Consider the following 13,093-nt stretch of genomic DNA (forward strand, 5'->3'; position numbering starts at 1 on the left):
GACAGATGTCGGATGAAGACCGCGAGCCCGGCCCGGGCGAGTACCGGGCGCGAGGCAGCATCATCAGGACAATGGTGCCCGGCGATGTGCTGGCCGCGGTGCCGGCGGCACGAGAACTGGCCGAGTCCGAGGGGCGTCGACTCCAGTTCGACTTCCTCGACGACGCGGCCGTTCTGAAGATGCTGCGTCTTCGCCACCTGGACGAGGCCAGGCTGCACAGTGTCGGAATGAAGTTGGGCGTGCCTTCCGCACTGATCCTCGTCGCGCTCTTCGTCTACTGGGGTGGATACGTTCAGTACTGGGAATCGACGAAGTCACAGTCGCTCTACTACGCGGCCTCGGGTGCCTTCGTGGCCCTTGTCGTCCTGCTCTACGCCGTCAGCCTGACTCGGCACTGGGGAAACCGTGCCCGTCAGAAGGTACGAGCCAGGGCCGCCGCTTACCGAAACATCGCCCACGCCGCGGTGCGCGGCGGTGCGGAGCTGCCCGCCTTCTACCCGCACTACGGCCCGTACCCCTTCGCCGCGAACTTCCACGCCGACGCCGAAGAACTCGAACTTCCCGACGAGGCAAACTCCCAATGAGCACCGTTACATCAGAGACCGGGTCCGTCTCCGTCGCCGACGGCGAGTCCGTCAACGTGCGCTGGATCATGCCCGAGGGGTTCTTCGAGCTGCCCATGGACGTGGAGTCCACGGACGAGCTCGCGGAGCAGTTGGTCGAACTGGCCCGGAAGGTGATCCCCAAGGGCACGCCTGACATGCAGTACCAGTGGGCCGCCCTGTGCGCGGGCAACTACGACGCCTTCGTGGAGGCCAGCATCCAGTACGCGGGCTTCGTCGTCACCGAGGTCGACGGCATCCGCTGTACGGCCACGGTCCATGTGTCCCTCATGGACATCGCGGAGCAGGCCCGATACAACCCGATCGGCGCGACCGTCGGTGCACTGACCGGTCTCGATCGAGGCGATGTCCAAGAGATCAGCCTGCCCTGCGGGCCGGCTGTCTCTTGGATCGGCACCCGGCAGGCGGCCATCGACGCGACGCTCGCCCCGTCCGGGCACGACGAGCCTTTCTGGACATCGTTCATCCAGGTGCAGGTACCCCTGCCGAACGGCACCGCCGTAGTGCTGGAGATGGTGACCCCCTCCCAGGAAGGATGGGACGTCTTCTCCTCCATGTTCGCGGGCATCGTAAAGAGCCTCACGCTCTTCGACGACGAGGGCAACATGCTGGAGCTCTCCGCGTGACGGATTCCATACAGGTCGAACCACCTGAGGACTACAAACTCCTCGTTCCTCGGGACTGGTTCCGCATCGACCTCACGCTCGACCGCTGGCGTCCGCAACTGAAGCAGTTCGTCGACCAGCAGGCTGCTCGCCGCTCCATGTCCGCCGAGATGAAAAGGGACCTCTGGGCCGCTCTGCGCAACACCGCCGAGAGCGGCGTGTCCCAGGGATCACTGGAGCTGTTCCTACGGACCGAGCTCACAGCCGGCATGGCTGCACCGGCCACTCTGTTGATCTCCCTGCTCCCCATGCGGGGCGCGCTGAACTCTCAACCAACCGAACTGGCCCAGGCCCTGACCGCCCGGAAGGGGCCAGGGACCGAGGCGATCGTCACCTCCCTCCCCGCCGGGGAAGCGGTACGGGTCACCTCGACCACGACGCTGGATTTCTACGTCCGGATGCCGGGTGAAGTCGGTTATCTCCTTCTCGCTTTCACCCTCCCCCTGAGCGGTGTCAGCGGCCCGATGGGCGAGTTGTGCGAAGCCATCGCGACGTCGTTGCGGTGGGTGTGAATCGCGTCGCGGAGTCCTGTGCCTCCTCGATGGCTTCTGGCTCCCGCTGGTGAAAACAGGAGGCGGAATCCTGCGCCAGGGGAAGTCATAGGACTGGTCACCCGAAGAAGCGCGCCGGCTGCGAATCCGGCACGTCCCGGTTGCCCTTTCGTACCGGGATTCTCAGGGCTGAACGCGCGCTTCGGTGCCCTCTTCCTCCAAGGGCACCAGTCTCATCCCCGCCACCACTTCATCCGTCAGCCGCACGGCCTCGTCCGAGTCCCGCTCGTCCCACCACGAGACCCACACCACGCACAGGTCATGCACTCCCGGTGGAAACAGCGCGTACTTGATGAACGAGCCCCGTCGGCTGCCGAACCCCAGCCGCCCTCTCGTCGCCAGCGTGGCCTGGACACGAGCCGCGGAACCACAGGGCAGATCCATGTACCGGATGTCGGGTTCGCCGATCGTCTCCGAGCCCGCCCCGTCCAGAAGAAGCGGGACTACCTCCTCAGGCGACGGCCTCGGCGCCCCGATCTCGCCGTACCAGTCGGTCCTGAGCTCCGCGACAGCCCGTCCTTCCGGCGTGTAATAGACGGCCGCCGAACTCGACTCACCGCTGTTGAGCGCGAGCGTCCGGCGTCGCAGATCGCGGATGAGGGCCTTGGTGCCGACCTTGAGCTTTGCGGGGTCGAACTGCGTCGTCGCGACCGCCGTCGCTGTCGACCAGGCCTCGATCCAGCCGCCTTCCTCCCGCGTCAGGTCCACCCACCCGGGCTGGAACGGCAACTCGAAGACGCGGCTGTCCGACAGGCGCTCGCGGTCAGCGTCCCCGTCCTCCACCTGTCCCCTCCCCCAGAAGAAGCCGGTGCGGCGGAGCGGCACACGCCACCCCACCGCACCCGGCGACAGCAACCCCCGTCAGAAGACGCGAGTTACTTCCGAGCCGACTTGGCCAGCTCCTCGTCGATCTGCTCGAACTTGTCCGCCGCGGTCGTGAGGTAGTCCCCCATGCCGTCCAGACCGTCCAGCGTGTCCTTCGTGCCGCGGACGAACTCGTCGAAGTTCTCGTCGAAGGCCTTGGACGAGCTCTTCGTCACGTAGCCGGACTGGACGAGGTTGTTGATGTACTTCTTCAGCCCGTCCAGCTTCTCCTGGAGCTTTTCCTTCTCCTTCACGACATGCTTCGCAGCATCCCGCATGTCCTGATAAGTGACATCAAGGTCCTTGGCCATATGGCCGCTCCCTATCAAAACGCCGCAGGGCCAACCCCCGTGGCTCCCTGTTTGCAGAGCGATCGGCATCCGGGCCGCCCGGGGTGACCGGGTGGCAACCGGTGTGATCGTCCGCTCTTGGTGCAGCAGCTTACGGGTGGGACCTGAGGTGTCACATCCCCGGTTGTGAACAAGACGTCGTGAACTCGTGCACACGCCGTTGCCATCGGGAAGCAACCGCAGACGAGAGCACAATGCCCCGCCTCCCCGCTCCCCAGTTGTCACACCCACCCGATATCGTCGATTCCTGCCGTGGCCTGCGTTGCAGAAGCAGCCAGGGGGGCCACAGTGGCCGTGGGGAGGACATAGCGTGCGCCTGACTCTGACCGTCGTCGACCCGTTCGGTGGTGGCACCGCCGATGTCGTGCTCGATGCCGATCCCGAGTCCTCCGTCGGGGACATCGCGGAAGAGCTCGCCAAGCAGGTCGGGGCCCACGGAGGCGCCCAGGTCATTCCGCTCGGACTCCAACAGCACCAGGTCCCCGCCAACAACGCCCCCCTTGTCTACGTCGACGGATACGGCGTCGATCCCTCCGCCACCGTCGTCAACTCCCCGCTGCGCGACGGCGCGGTCGTCTCCCTCCAGGACCCCGCGGGGTGTCTGCCCGGCGAGCCCACCGGCCTCGTCGAACTCCGCGTCGTCGGCGGCCCCGTCGCCGGCTTCGTGCACCGGCTCGGCGTCGGGCGGTACGACATCGGCAGCGGCCCGGCCTCGTACATCCGTGTCGACGACCCCGAACTCGACGCCCGCGCCCTCACCTTGTCGGTCGCCACCGACGGCACCTGCCAGGTCACCGTGCACACCAAGGCCGAGAGCGACGATGATCCGGCACCCGTCACCCTCGACGGCACCCCCGTAGAAGAGGACAAGAGCGACTGGCCGCTCGGGGGGCAGATCGCCGTCGGCAACACCCTGCTGGAGCTGGCCCGTTACTCACCGCCCAACGCCGCCCTCAAGTGGTCCGACGACGGCGTCGGCCTCGACTACAACCGGCCCCCGCGGCTGCGTCCCCCGGACCGGCAGACCAAGTTCCGGCTGCCGTCCCCGCCCCGCGAGTACGAGGCCCGCCCGCTGCCCTGGCTGATGGCGCTCACGCCGCTCGTCGGTGCCATCGTCTCCGTGCTGATCTTCCAGCGCTGGTACTACCTGATCATGGCGGCCCTGAGCCCCCTCCTCCTCTTCGCCAACTACTTCAACGACAAGAAGCACGGCCGCAAGTCCCACGCCAAGCAGGTCAAGGAGTACGAGGAGCAGAAGGAGAAAGTCGAGAAGGACGCTCAGGACGCGCTTGTCGCCGAGCGCACCGACCGGCGGCATGCCATTCCCGACCCGGCCACCGTCCTCTCCCTCGGCACCGGGCCCCGGACCCGTCTCTGGGAGCGGCGGCGCAGCGATCGTGATCACCTGCTGATCCGTGTCGGCACCGGGCAGATGGACTCCGAAGTCGTCCTCGACGATCCCGAACAGCTCGACCACAAGCGGCAGGTGACCTGGAAGATCGAGGACGCTCCTGTCGCCCTCTCGCTCCGGTCGCTCGGCGTCATCGGCATGGCCGGGCCCGGTGACTCCGCCCGTTCCATGGGGCGTTGGGCCGTCGCGCAGACCGCCGCGCTGCACAGCCCGATGGACGTGCAGTTCTACGTCCTGAGCGAGAACAGCGCCCAGGACAGCTGGGACTGGACCCGCTGGCTGCCGCACGCCAAGCCCGGCTCCGGGCAGGACGTCAACGTCCTCATCGGCACCGACGCCGAGACCGTCGGTGCCCGCATCGGTGAGCTGACCCAGATCCTCGACGCCCGCAAAAAGGCCGCCGAGCAGAACAAGGGGCAGGGCAGTTCCTTCAGCGATCCCGACATCGTCGTCGTATGGGACGGGTCTCGGCGGCTTCGCTCGCTTCCTGGTGTCGTGCGCATCCTGCGCGAGGGGCCCGCCGTCTCTATCTACGCCCTCTGCCTCGACGCCGAGGAGCGCTTCCTGCCGGGTGAGTGCCAGGCGTACGTCGTCGCCGAGCCGCCCGCCCAGGAGTACGACTACCTTCAGCAGGCGCAAGCTCAGCAGCAGGTCGCCGGCGGTGGCTTCCCCTCCTTCCAGGCCTGGCATCAGACCGCCGAGGACCCCCACCAGGACGCTGCCGCCGAGAAGCTGCGGCTGCGGGTCGAGGAGGCGGGTGCCGAGCGGATCAAGGACGTACGGCCGGACTTCGTGTCGGCGGCCTGGTGTCTGCGCCTCGCGCGCTCCCTCTCGCCGCTGCGGGACATCAGCGGGGAGACCGAGGACTCGGCGCTGCCCTCCGCCTCCCGGCTGCTCGACGTCCTTCAGCTCGAACCGCCCACCAGCGATGCCATCGTGGCGCGTTGGCGGATGGGCGGACAGTCGACGATGGCCGTGATCGGTGAGTCGTACGACGGGCCCTTCGGCATCGACATCCGCAAGGACGGGCCGCACGGTCTTATCGCCGGTACCACCGGTTCCGGTAAGTCCGAGCTGTTGCAGACGATCGTGGCCGCGCTCGCCGTGGCGAACACGCCCGAGAACATGACGTTCGTGCTCGTCGACTACAAGGGCGGCGCGGCGTTCAAGGACTGTGTCCATCTGCCGCACACCGTCGGCATGGTGACCGACCTCGACGCCCATCTGGTGGAGCGGGCGCTGGAGTCGCTGGGTGCCGAGCTGCACCGGCGCGAGCACATCCTCGCCAAGGCCGACGCCAAGGACATCGAGGACTATCAGGATCTGGTGCGGAGAGATCCGTCGCACGCGCCCGTGCCGCGACTCCTCATCGTCATCGACGAGTTCGCGTCCATGGTCCGTGACCTGCCGGACTTCGTGACCGGTCTTGTCAACATCGCTCAGCGAGGGCGTTCCCTCGGTATTCATCTGCTCCTCGCCACGCAGCGGCCCTCCGGTGTCGTGTCTCCCGAGATCCGCGCCAACACCAACCTCCGTATCGCGCTGCGCGTGACCGACGGCGGTGAGTCGTCCGACGTCATCGACTCCCCCGAGGCCGGGCACATCAGCAAGAGCACACCGGGTCGGGCGTATGTCCGGCTCGGGCACGCCTCGTTGGTGCCGTTCCAGTCGGGGCGCGTGGGTGGCCGGCGGCCGGGTGCCGCCGATCCCGCGGTGCTGATGCCGTGGGTGGGGCCGCTGTCCTGGGAGGACCTCGGGCGGGCCGCGCTCGTCAAGCCGAAGGCCGAGTCCCGTGAGGACGAGGAGATCACCGACCTCAAGGTCCTCGTCGACACCATCCGCGACGCCAACCGCTCGCTGGGCATCCCGCCGCAGCACAGCCCCTGGCTGCCGGCGCTCGACGAGACGCTGTTGCTGGACGACATCCAGGTGCCCGCGTTCACCGGCGGCCCCGGCAAGCTGGCGCCCGCGCCGTACGGTGTCGAGGACCTGCCCGCCCTCCAGGCGCGCCGACCCGTCTCCGTCGACTTCGCCTCCTTCGGGCATCTGATGATCGGCGGTGCGCCGCGCAGCGGTCGTTCGCAGGTGCTGCGGACGCTCGCGGGCTCGATCGCGCGCACGCACTCCGTGGCGGACGTGCACATGTACGGCATCGACTGCGGCAACGGCGCGCTCAACGCGCTGACCCGGCTGCCGCATGTGGGCGCCGTCGTCGGGCGCAACCAGACCGAGCGGGTCGTCCGGCTCGTCAACCGCCTCAAGGGCGAGATGGACCGGCGCCAGAACCTCCTTGCCGACAAGGGGTTCGCGGACATCGGCGAGCAGCGGGCCTCGGTCGCCGAGGAGGAGCGGCTGGCGCACATCGTGGTGCTCCTGGACCGCTGGGAGGGCTGGGTGCCCACGCTCGGCGAGGTCGACCACGGCTCGCTGACCGACGAGTTGCAGACGATGATGCGCGAGGGTGCCTCGGTCGGCATCCACCTGGTCCTCACCGGTGACCGCACGCTGCTGGTGGGCCGGATCGCGACCCTGACCGAGGACAAGTACGGTCTGCGGCTCGCCGACCGAAGCGACTTCTCGGCGCTCGGCATCCCGGCCCGCAAGGTGCCGGAGGAGATTCCGCCGGGCCGCGGCTACCGCAACGAGTTCGGTACGGAGACCCAGTTCGCGCTGCTCTCCGAGGACACCACGGGTCAGGGCCAGGCCGCCGCGCTGGCGGCCATCGGTGAGGCGGCCGCCGCGCGCGACGCCGCCGTTCCCCGCGCCCACCGCCCCTTCCGCGTCGACAGCCTGCCGAGCCGGGTCTCCTTCCCCGAGGCCTGGGAGATGCGCGACCCGGACGCGTCCCGCGCCAAGTTGTGGGGTCTGGTCGGCATCGGCGGCGACGAGATCGTCGGCTTCGGCCCGGACCTGGCGCAGGGTGTGCCGACGTTCGTGGTCGCGGGCCCGGCCAAGTCCGGCCGCTCCACGGTCCTGATGAACTTCGCGCAGTCGTACCTGTCTCAGGGCGTACGACTGGTGATCGCTGCCCCCCGCCAGTCCCCGCTCCGTCAACTCGACGGGACGGACGGTGTGTTGAAGGTCTTCACCGGTGACGACATCGACGAGGACGAGTTCGAGGAGCTCATGGACGAGGCGAGCCCGGAGGAACCGATCGTCGTCCTCGTCGACGACGGCGAGATCCTCGAGGACTGCGACGCCGCGAGCCAGTTCAAGAAGCTCGTCTCGCGCGGCGCCGAACGCGGCCTCGCCATGGTCATCGCCGGTGACGAGGAGGACGTCTGCTCCGGCTTCTCCGGCTGGCAGGTCGACGCCAAGAAGGCCCGCCGGGGCATCCTTCTCTCCCCGCAGGAGACCTCCTCCGGCGACCTCATCGGCGTCCGCCTCAACCGCGGCCTGGTCGGCGGCCAGATCACCCCGGGCAAGGGCATGCTCCACCTCGGCGACGGCGAGCTGCGCACGGTGGTGGTCCCCGGGTAGGCCCAGGGCGGGGCGAGTGGAGCGGCCGCCCCGCCTTCTCCCGCTTGACCTGCGACCTACTTGACCTTCGACATCCTGGCCTCGGGGTTCCCCTCCGCCTCGCTCTCCGAGACGTACTTCAGATCGTCGCCGACCGGGACCAACCGGACCGTGTGGGCGGCCGGGTTGCAGCCCTCGTGGTTGGACTTCGCGCCGACGGACGTCGCGACCAGCTCCGTCTTCGTGACCTGCTTCAGGGTCAGTACGTCGTTGCAGACGCCGCCGAGGATGTCGGTCTGCCGGAGCTTGCCCAACTGCTCGCCCACGGCCACCTCCTTGACCGTCAGCCGGAAGGTGCCCATCGGAATGCCGGAGCCGGTGCCCTGGCCCTCCCAGGTGCCGAGGTAGCGGTCGGGGACGCCCCCGGGGGCCGTGTCCTCCGCGCCGCTGCTCTGGCTCGGCGCCGAACTCGCCGTCTGCTGCGGCGAATACGCGTCGGAGCTGCCGGCGCTGGTGTCCTTGTCGTCCTTGGGCAACAGGTCGAACAGGAACACCGACCCCACCGTCACGGCCGCCAACGCCCCGGCGACCGCCAGCGCCACCGTGCAGCTGAGCCGCCGCCCGCGCCCGCCCGCCCCCGGCACGGAGGTCGCCGCCACGGAGACGGAGAGCTTGCCGGGCGCGTCGGGAGCATGAGGTGCGTCGAGGGCATAAGGCGCGTCGAGGGCATGGGGCGCGTCGGCCACCTCCGGCACCGCGTCACGCGGCTCGGGCAGCACCGGTACGCCGCCGGGCACCACCGGTAGGCCGCCAGGCGCCACCGGCACACCGCCGGGCGCCACCACCGGCCTCGGCGGCGTCACCGGTACGTCAGGCCCCACCACCGGCATCACCGGCGGCGGCCCGAACTCGCCCACGGTCGGCAGCACCGCAGGCGCCCCCACCGCCGCCGAACTGCTGAACCCCACCACCCCCGAAGCCGCATCCCCCGAGCCCACCACCCCCGAAGCCGCAACCCCCGAGCCCACGCCCCCCGAAGCCGCCCCCGAACTCCCCCCACCCACCTCCAGGTTCAGCAACTGCACCGCACTCCGGCTCACCCGCTCCACCAACGCCCCCGGCAGCCACCCACCCGCCACCAGCCGCGCCGCCCCCTCCGGAGCGAGCCGTCGGGCCACGTCCGCCGGGCTCGGCCGGGCCCCCGGCTCCTTGGCCAGGCACTCGGCGACGAGCTCCCGCACGTCACCGCTCAGCAGCCCCAGTTCGGGCTCCTCGTGGACGACCTTGTAAAGGAGCGCGGCCGACGAGTCGCCCGGGAACGGTGACTCCCCGTTCGCCGCGTACGCCAGCACCGCGCCCAGCGAGAAGACGTCCGCCGCCCCCGAGACGCCCTTGCCCAGGATCTGCTCGGGGGACATGTATCCGGGCGAGCCGATGGAGACGCCGGTCGAGGTCAGGGAGGCCGTGCCGTCCGTGGCCCGTGCGATGCCGAAGTCGATGAGGAGCGGGCCGTCCAGGGTCAGCAGTACGTTGGACGGCTTCACGTCCCGGTGGACGAGGCCCAGTTCGTGCACGGCCGCCAGCGCCTCCGCGAGCCCCGCCCCCAGCGCCCGTACCGAAGGCGCGGGCAGCGGACCGTCCTCGGCCACCGCCACCGTCAGGGACGGACCCGCCGCGTAGGCCGTGGCCACCCACGGCACGGCCGCGTCCGGGTCGGCGTCCAGTACGGGGGCCGTCCAGGCGCCGCCCACCCGCCGCGCCGCCTCGACCTCGCGCCGGAAGCGGGCGCGGAACTCCTCGTCGAGCGCGAAGTGCGGGTGCACGATCTTGACGGCGACCGTACGGCCGCCGGTGTTGCGTCCCAGATAGACCCGGCCCATGCCGCCAGAGCCCAGCCGGCCGAGCAGCCGGTAGGGCCCGACGCTGGTCGGCTCGTCGACTCCGAGTGGCTGCATGACGCCCACCCTCCCCCATGAGGCCGTCGAGACCCCGTCTGACTCAGCCGAAGCCCCGTCCGACTCCACCGCGACCCCGCCGACTCGCTCAGGACCCCGTAGGACTCAGATGCAGATTACGGCTGAAGCAGTTCCACCTTCACGTCCGCAGGGAATCCCGTCGTCGGCCCGACGCGGCGGGCGAACTCCGCGACCGCCTCCAGCTGCGGGCCACCGAAGCGGAAGTCGAGGGTGGTGAAGTACTGCTCCAGGACCCGCTCGTCGAAGGACTCCCAGCGGGCGGCCTGCTCGGCGACCTTGCCGACCTCGTCGAGGGAGAGGTTGCGGGAGGCGAGGAAGGCCTCGTGGACCCGGCGGGTGATCACCGGTTCGCGCTCCAGGTAGTCCCGGCGGGCCGCCCAGACGGCGAAGACGAACGGCAGGCCGGTCCACTCCTTCCACAACGCGCCGAGGTCATGGACCTCCAGGCCGTACTTAGGCCCGTCGAGCAGGTTGGCCCGCAGCGCCGCGTCGCCGATGAGCACCGCCGCCTCCGCCTCCTGCATCATCAGGCTGAGGTCGGGCGGGCACGTGTAGTAGTCGGGCTGGACGCCGTACCGCTCGGACAGCAGAAGCTGCGCGAGTCGAACGGACGTACGAGAAGTCGAGCCGAGCGCCACCCGGGCGCCGTCCAGCTCGTCCAGCGGGGCCTGCGAGACGATCACGCAGGACATCACCGGGCCGTCGCAGCCGACCGCGATGTCGGGGAAGGCGACGAGGTCGTCGGCGTTGCGCAGGAACTCGACGAGGGTGATGGGGCCGATGTCGAGATCACCCCGCACGAGCTGCTCGCTGAGCTTTTCCGGGGTGTCCTTCGTGAGCTCGAAGTCGAGGAGCGTGCCCGTTCTCGCGAGCCCCCAGTACAGGGGCAGGCAGTTCAGGAACTGGATGTGGCCGACGCGCGGCCGGGTGCGGTAATTGTCCACATCGTGAGGCTAGACCCTGGGGGCTGACGTACGATTACCACCCCCGCCGTCAACCCGACACGAGCGAGATCAAACATTCGGGTGACGTGATCTTGACCTCTATTGCTTTCGGCTGCCCACATGCTAGGCTCGCCGCAAGTTGCAGTTTGGTTTCCCTTGCAGTACAGAGCCTGCGGAGCATGTAACCGCAGGCTCTAGTCGTTTTCAGACGTATGCAGTTGTGCAGCACTGTTTTCACAATCGCAGGTTCTGGAGCAGGGCAACCCTTTGGGCCCAAGGAGGGCTTATGGCTACCGGAACCGTGAAGTGGTTCAACGCCGAAAAGGGCTTTGGCTTCATTGCCCAGGAGGGTGGCGGCCCGGACGTGTTCGTCCACTACTCCGCCATCAACGCGAACGGCTTCCGTTCGCTGGAGGAGAACCAGCAGGTCTCCTTCGACGTGACCCAGGGCCCGAAGGGCCCGCAGGCGGAGAACGTCACCCCCGTCTGAGACTCCTGAGTCTCTGATCCGGACCTGAGTGCAGTACCCAAGGAGCCCCGCGCCGCAAGGCGACGGGGCTCCTGCCTTTGTCCGCGCATGTCTACATGTGCTGCATGACCAGCACGAACGTCGTCCCGGCGGCGAGCGCCTCGTACGAATGCGGCACATCCCCGCGATACGCCATGTAGTCCCCCGGCGCCAGCTCGACCTCCTCGCCCGCCGGGCCCGCCCTGACCTTCCCCGTGCTCACGATCAGATGCTCGTACGTGCCCGGAATGTGCGGCTCCGACGCTCGGGCCGCGCCCGGTTCCGCACTGATGTGGTAGATGTCCCGCCGCGCCCCGGGCGGGCTGGACGACAGCAGCCTGCCGACGTAGTCCGCCTGCTCGGACGCCACCGCGGGACCCTGCCCCGCTCTGATCACCTGCACGGACGGCGCCGGCGGCTCCACCAGCGTGCTGAACGGCACCCCCAGCGCCACCGCCAGCGCCCACAGCGTCTCCACGCTCGGATTCCCGCCACCCGCCTCCAGCTGGGACAACGTGGACTTCGCGATCCCGGCCCGCTTGGCGAGCTCCGAGAGCGACAACCCCGTACGGGTGCGCTCACGACGCAGCGAGGCGGCGATCCACTCCAGCGGAAGACGACTCGGAAGACGGCTGTCGGGCATGTTCGTTCTCTCCATCGGTACGACTGTTCGCCTTGACGAACGCGAGCCTTCCTGTTCATTGTAGAGAACATGCGTACGGCAGAGCGAACACCTCCACGCGACCTGGTCCGGGACGCCTCCCTCGTCTGGCTGGCCAGCGGTGTCGTCGGCGTCTCCTTCGGCGCGATCGCGGTCGCCGGCGGCCTGCCGGTCTGGGTCCCCGTCGTCATGTCCCTGGTCGTCTACGCGGGCTCCGCCCAGTTCAGCGCGGTCGGCGTCCTGCTGGCGGGCGGCGGCCCGCTCGCCGCCGCGGCCACCGGCCTGCTCCTCAACACCCGCACGGCCGCCTACAGCCTCGCGGTCGCGGAGACCCTGGGTCGAGGCCGACTGGCACGCCTCCTCGGGGCGCACCTCGTCACCGACGAGACGGTGGCCTTCGCCCTCGCGCAGTCCGATCCGGTACGACGTCGTAGGGCGTTCTGGATCTCCGGGCTCGGCCTGTTCGCCGTATGGAACACCGGCGTCCTGATCGGCGCCCTCGCCGGCGACGCGATCGGCGACACGGCCCGCTACGGCCTGGACGCGGCCTTCCCGGCGGTCCTGGTGGCGCTGGTCCTCCCGGCCCTGCGCACGGATTCGGCCGTACGACGATCAGCGGTCCTCGGTGCCTGCCTGGCCCTCGCTCTCACCCCGGTCGCCCCGGCGGGCGTGCCCGTGCTGCTGGCGCTGGCCGGTCTCCTGGCCTTCGGGAAGGGGCGTACGGCATGAGTGCGACCGTCGCCATGATCCTGGCGCTGGCGGTGGGGACGTACGCCTTCCGGCTGGTGGGGCCCGCGCTGCACGGGCGCATCGAACTGTCGGCCCGGGTGCAGGAGTTGTTGTCGGCGGGCGCGGTCGTCCTGCTGACGGCGCTGCTCGCGACCGGGGCGTTGACCGAGGGCGGCGGGTTCGCGGGGTGGGCGCGGCCGGCGGGAGTGCTGGTGGCGGGTGCGCTGGCGTGGCGCAAGGCGCCGTTCGTGGTGGTGGTGCTGGGGGCGGCCGGGACGGCGGCGGTGCTGCGGGCGGTGGGGGTGGCGTAGGGACGGAGGGAGCGGGGTTGTCAGTGGGGGGTTGTAGCGTC

General features: G+C 69.4%; 12 protein-coding genes. 7 read left to right on the forward strand and 5 right to left on the reverse strand.

Features of this window, described 5'->3' with window-relative positions:
* Positions 1-5: 5 nt before the first annotated feature.
* Genes OG885_RS19475 through OG885_RS19485 form a run of 3 tightly spaced genes read left to right on the forward strand, consistent with a single transcriptional unit; the run spans position 6 to position 1,800 of the window.
* Positions 6-584 (forward strand): hypothetical protein, encoded by a 579-nt coding sequence (locus OG885_RS19475; RefSeq protein ID WP_405733114.1) that lies wholly within the window; start codon positions 6-8, stop codon positions 582-584.
* Positions 581-1,249: a hypothetical protein gene (locus OG885_RS19480; protein WP_405733117.1), complete on the forward strand. Its 669-nt coding sequence runs from the start codon at positions 581-583 to the stop codon at positions 1,247-1,249. The genes OG885_RS19475 and OG885_RS19480 overlap by 4 nt, the downstream gene beginning before the upstream one ends.
* Positions 1,246-1,800, forward strand: coding sequence for an SH3 domain-containing protein (locus tag OG885_RS19485; protein WP_405733120.1), 555 nt, complete (start codon positions 1,246-1,248; stop codon positions 1,798-1,800). The genes OG885_RS19480 and OG885_RS19485 overlap by 4 nt, the downstream gene beginning before the upstream one ends.
* Before the next feature lie 162 nt (positions 1,801-1,962).
* Here OG885_RS19485 and OG885_RS19490 read toward each other — a convergent pair whose 3' ends face one another.
* Both OG885_RS19490 and OG885_RS19495 read right to left on the reverse strand, forming a co-directional pair.
* A complete protein-coding gene (locus OG885_RS19490) occupies positions 1,963-2,664 on the reverse strand; it encodes a hypothetical protein (RefSeq protein WP_405733123.1) in 702 nt (233 codons plus the stop codon).
* A gap of 50 nt (positions 2,665-2,714) precedes the next feature.
* Positions 2,715-3,014: a WXG100 family type VII secretion target gene (locus tag OG885_RS19495; protein WP_063826091.1), complete on the reverse strand. Its 300-nt coding sequence runs from the start codon at positions 3,012-3,014 to the stop codon at positions 2,715-2,717.
* A gap of 349 nt (positions 3,015-3,363) precedes the next feature.
* Between OG885_RS19495 and OG885_RS19500 the strand changes: the two genes are divergently transcribed.
* On the forward strand, positions 3,364-7,944 hold the full coding sequence (locus tag OG885_RS19500) for an FtsK/SpoIIIE domain-containing protein (RefSeq protein WP_405733127.1): 4,581 nt from the start codon (positions 3,364-3,366) through the stop codon (positions 7,942-7,944).
* A gap of 56 nt (positions 7,945-8,000) precedes the next feature.
* Here OG885_RS19500 and OG885_RS19505 read toward each other — a convergent pair whose 3' ends face one another.
* The gene (locus OG885_RS19505) at positions 8,001-9,878 is read right to left on the reverse strand and encodes a serine/threonine-protein kinase (RefSeq protein ID WP_405733130.1); all 1,878 of its coding nucleotides are present in this window, start codon (positions 9,876-9,878) and stop codon (positions 8,001-8,003) included.
* Positions 9,879-9,994: 116 nt separating this feature from the next.
* Positions 9,995-10,843, reverse strand: a complete 849-nt coding sequence (locus tag OG885_RS19510) for a menaquinone biosynthetic enzyme MqnA/MqnD family protein (protein ID WP_405733133.1) — start codon at positions 10,841-10,843, stop codon at positions 9,995-9,997.
* A gap of 286 nt (positions 10,844-11,129) precedes the next feature.
* Between OG885_RS19510 and OG885_RS19515 the strand changes: the two genes are divergently transcribed.
* Positions 11,130-11,333, forward strand: a complete 204-nt coding sequence (locus OG885_RS19515; RefSeq protein ID WP_007490911.1) for a cold-shock protein — start codon at positions 11,130-11,132, stop codon at positions 11,331-11,333.
* A 91-nt stretch (positions 11,334-11,424) separates the two neighbouring features.
* Here OG885_RS19515 and OG885_RS19520 read toward each other — a convergent pair whose 3' ends face one another.
* Entirely contained in the window at positions 11,425-11,994 is a 570-nt protein-coding gene (locus OG885_RS19520; RefSeq protein WP_405733137.1) for a helix-turn-helix domain-containing protein, read from the reverse strand.
* Between the two features lie 69 nt (positions 11,995-12,063).
* On the opposite strand from OG885_RS19520, the gene OG885_RS19525 reads away from it, so the two are divergent.
* Both OG885_RS19525 and OG885_RS19530 read left to right on the forward strand, forming a co-directional pair.
* Positions 12,064-12,741: an AzlC family ABC transporter permease gene (locus OG885_RS19525; protein ID WP_405733140.1), complete on the forward strand. Its 678-nt coding sequence runs from the start codon at positions 12,064-12,066 to the stop codon at positions 12,739-12,741.
* Positions 12,738-13,052, forward strand: coding sequence for an AzlD domain-containing protein (locus OG885_RS19530; protein ID WP_405733143.1), 315 nt, complete (start codon positions 12,738-12,740; stop codon positions 13,050-13,052). The genes OG885_RS19525 and OG885_RS19530 overlap by 4 nt, the downstream gene beginning before the upstream one ends.
* Positions 13,053-13,093: the final 41 nt, after the last annotated feature.

The sequence above is a fragment of the Streptomyces sp. NBC_00028 genome (genome assembly GCF_045041065.1).
Classification (GTDB): Bacteria; Actinomycetota; Actinomycetes; order Streptomycetales; family Streptomycetaceae; genus Streptomyces.

Coding starts and splice junctions, on each gene's coding strand:
- OG885_RS19475 (WP_405733114.1), top strand. CDS start 6: ATGTCGGATGAAGACCGCGAGCCCGGCCCGGGCGAGTACCGGGCGCGA.
- OG885_RS19520 (WP_405733137.1), bottom strand. CDS start 11,994: ATGCCCGACAGCCGTCTTCCGAGTCGTCTTCCGCTGGAGTGGATCGCC.
- OG885_RS19530 (WP_405733143.1), top strand. CDS start 12,738: ATGAGTGCGACCGTCGCCATGATCCTGGCGCTGGCGGTGGGGACGTAC.
- OG885_RS19515 (WP_007490911.1), top strand. CDS start 11,130: ATGGCTACCGGAACCGTGAAGTGGTTCAACGCCGAAAAGGGCTTTGGC.
- OG885_RS19495 (WP_063826091.1), bottom strand. CDS start 3,014: ATGGCCAAGGACCTTGATGTCACTTATCAGGACATGCGGGATGCTGCG.
- OG885_RS19505 (WP_405733130.1), bottom strand. CDS start 9,878: ATGCAGCCACTCGGAGTCGACGAGCCGACCAGCGTCGGGCCCTACCGG.
- OG885_RS19525 (WP_405733140.1), top strand. CDS start 12,064: ATGCGTACGGCAGAGCGAACACCTCCACGCGACCTGGTCCGGGACGCC.
- OG885_RS19480 (WP_405733117.1), top strand. CDS start 581: ATGAGCACCGTTACATCAGAGACCGGGTCCGTCTCCGTCGCCGACGGC.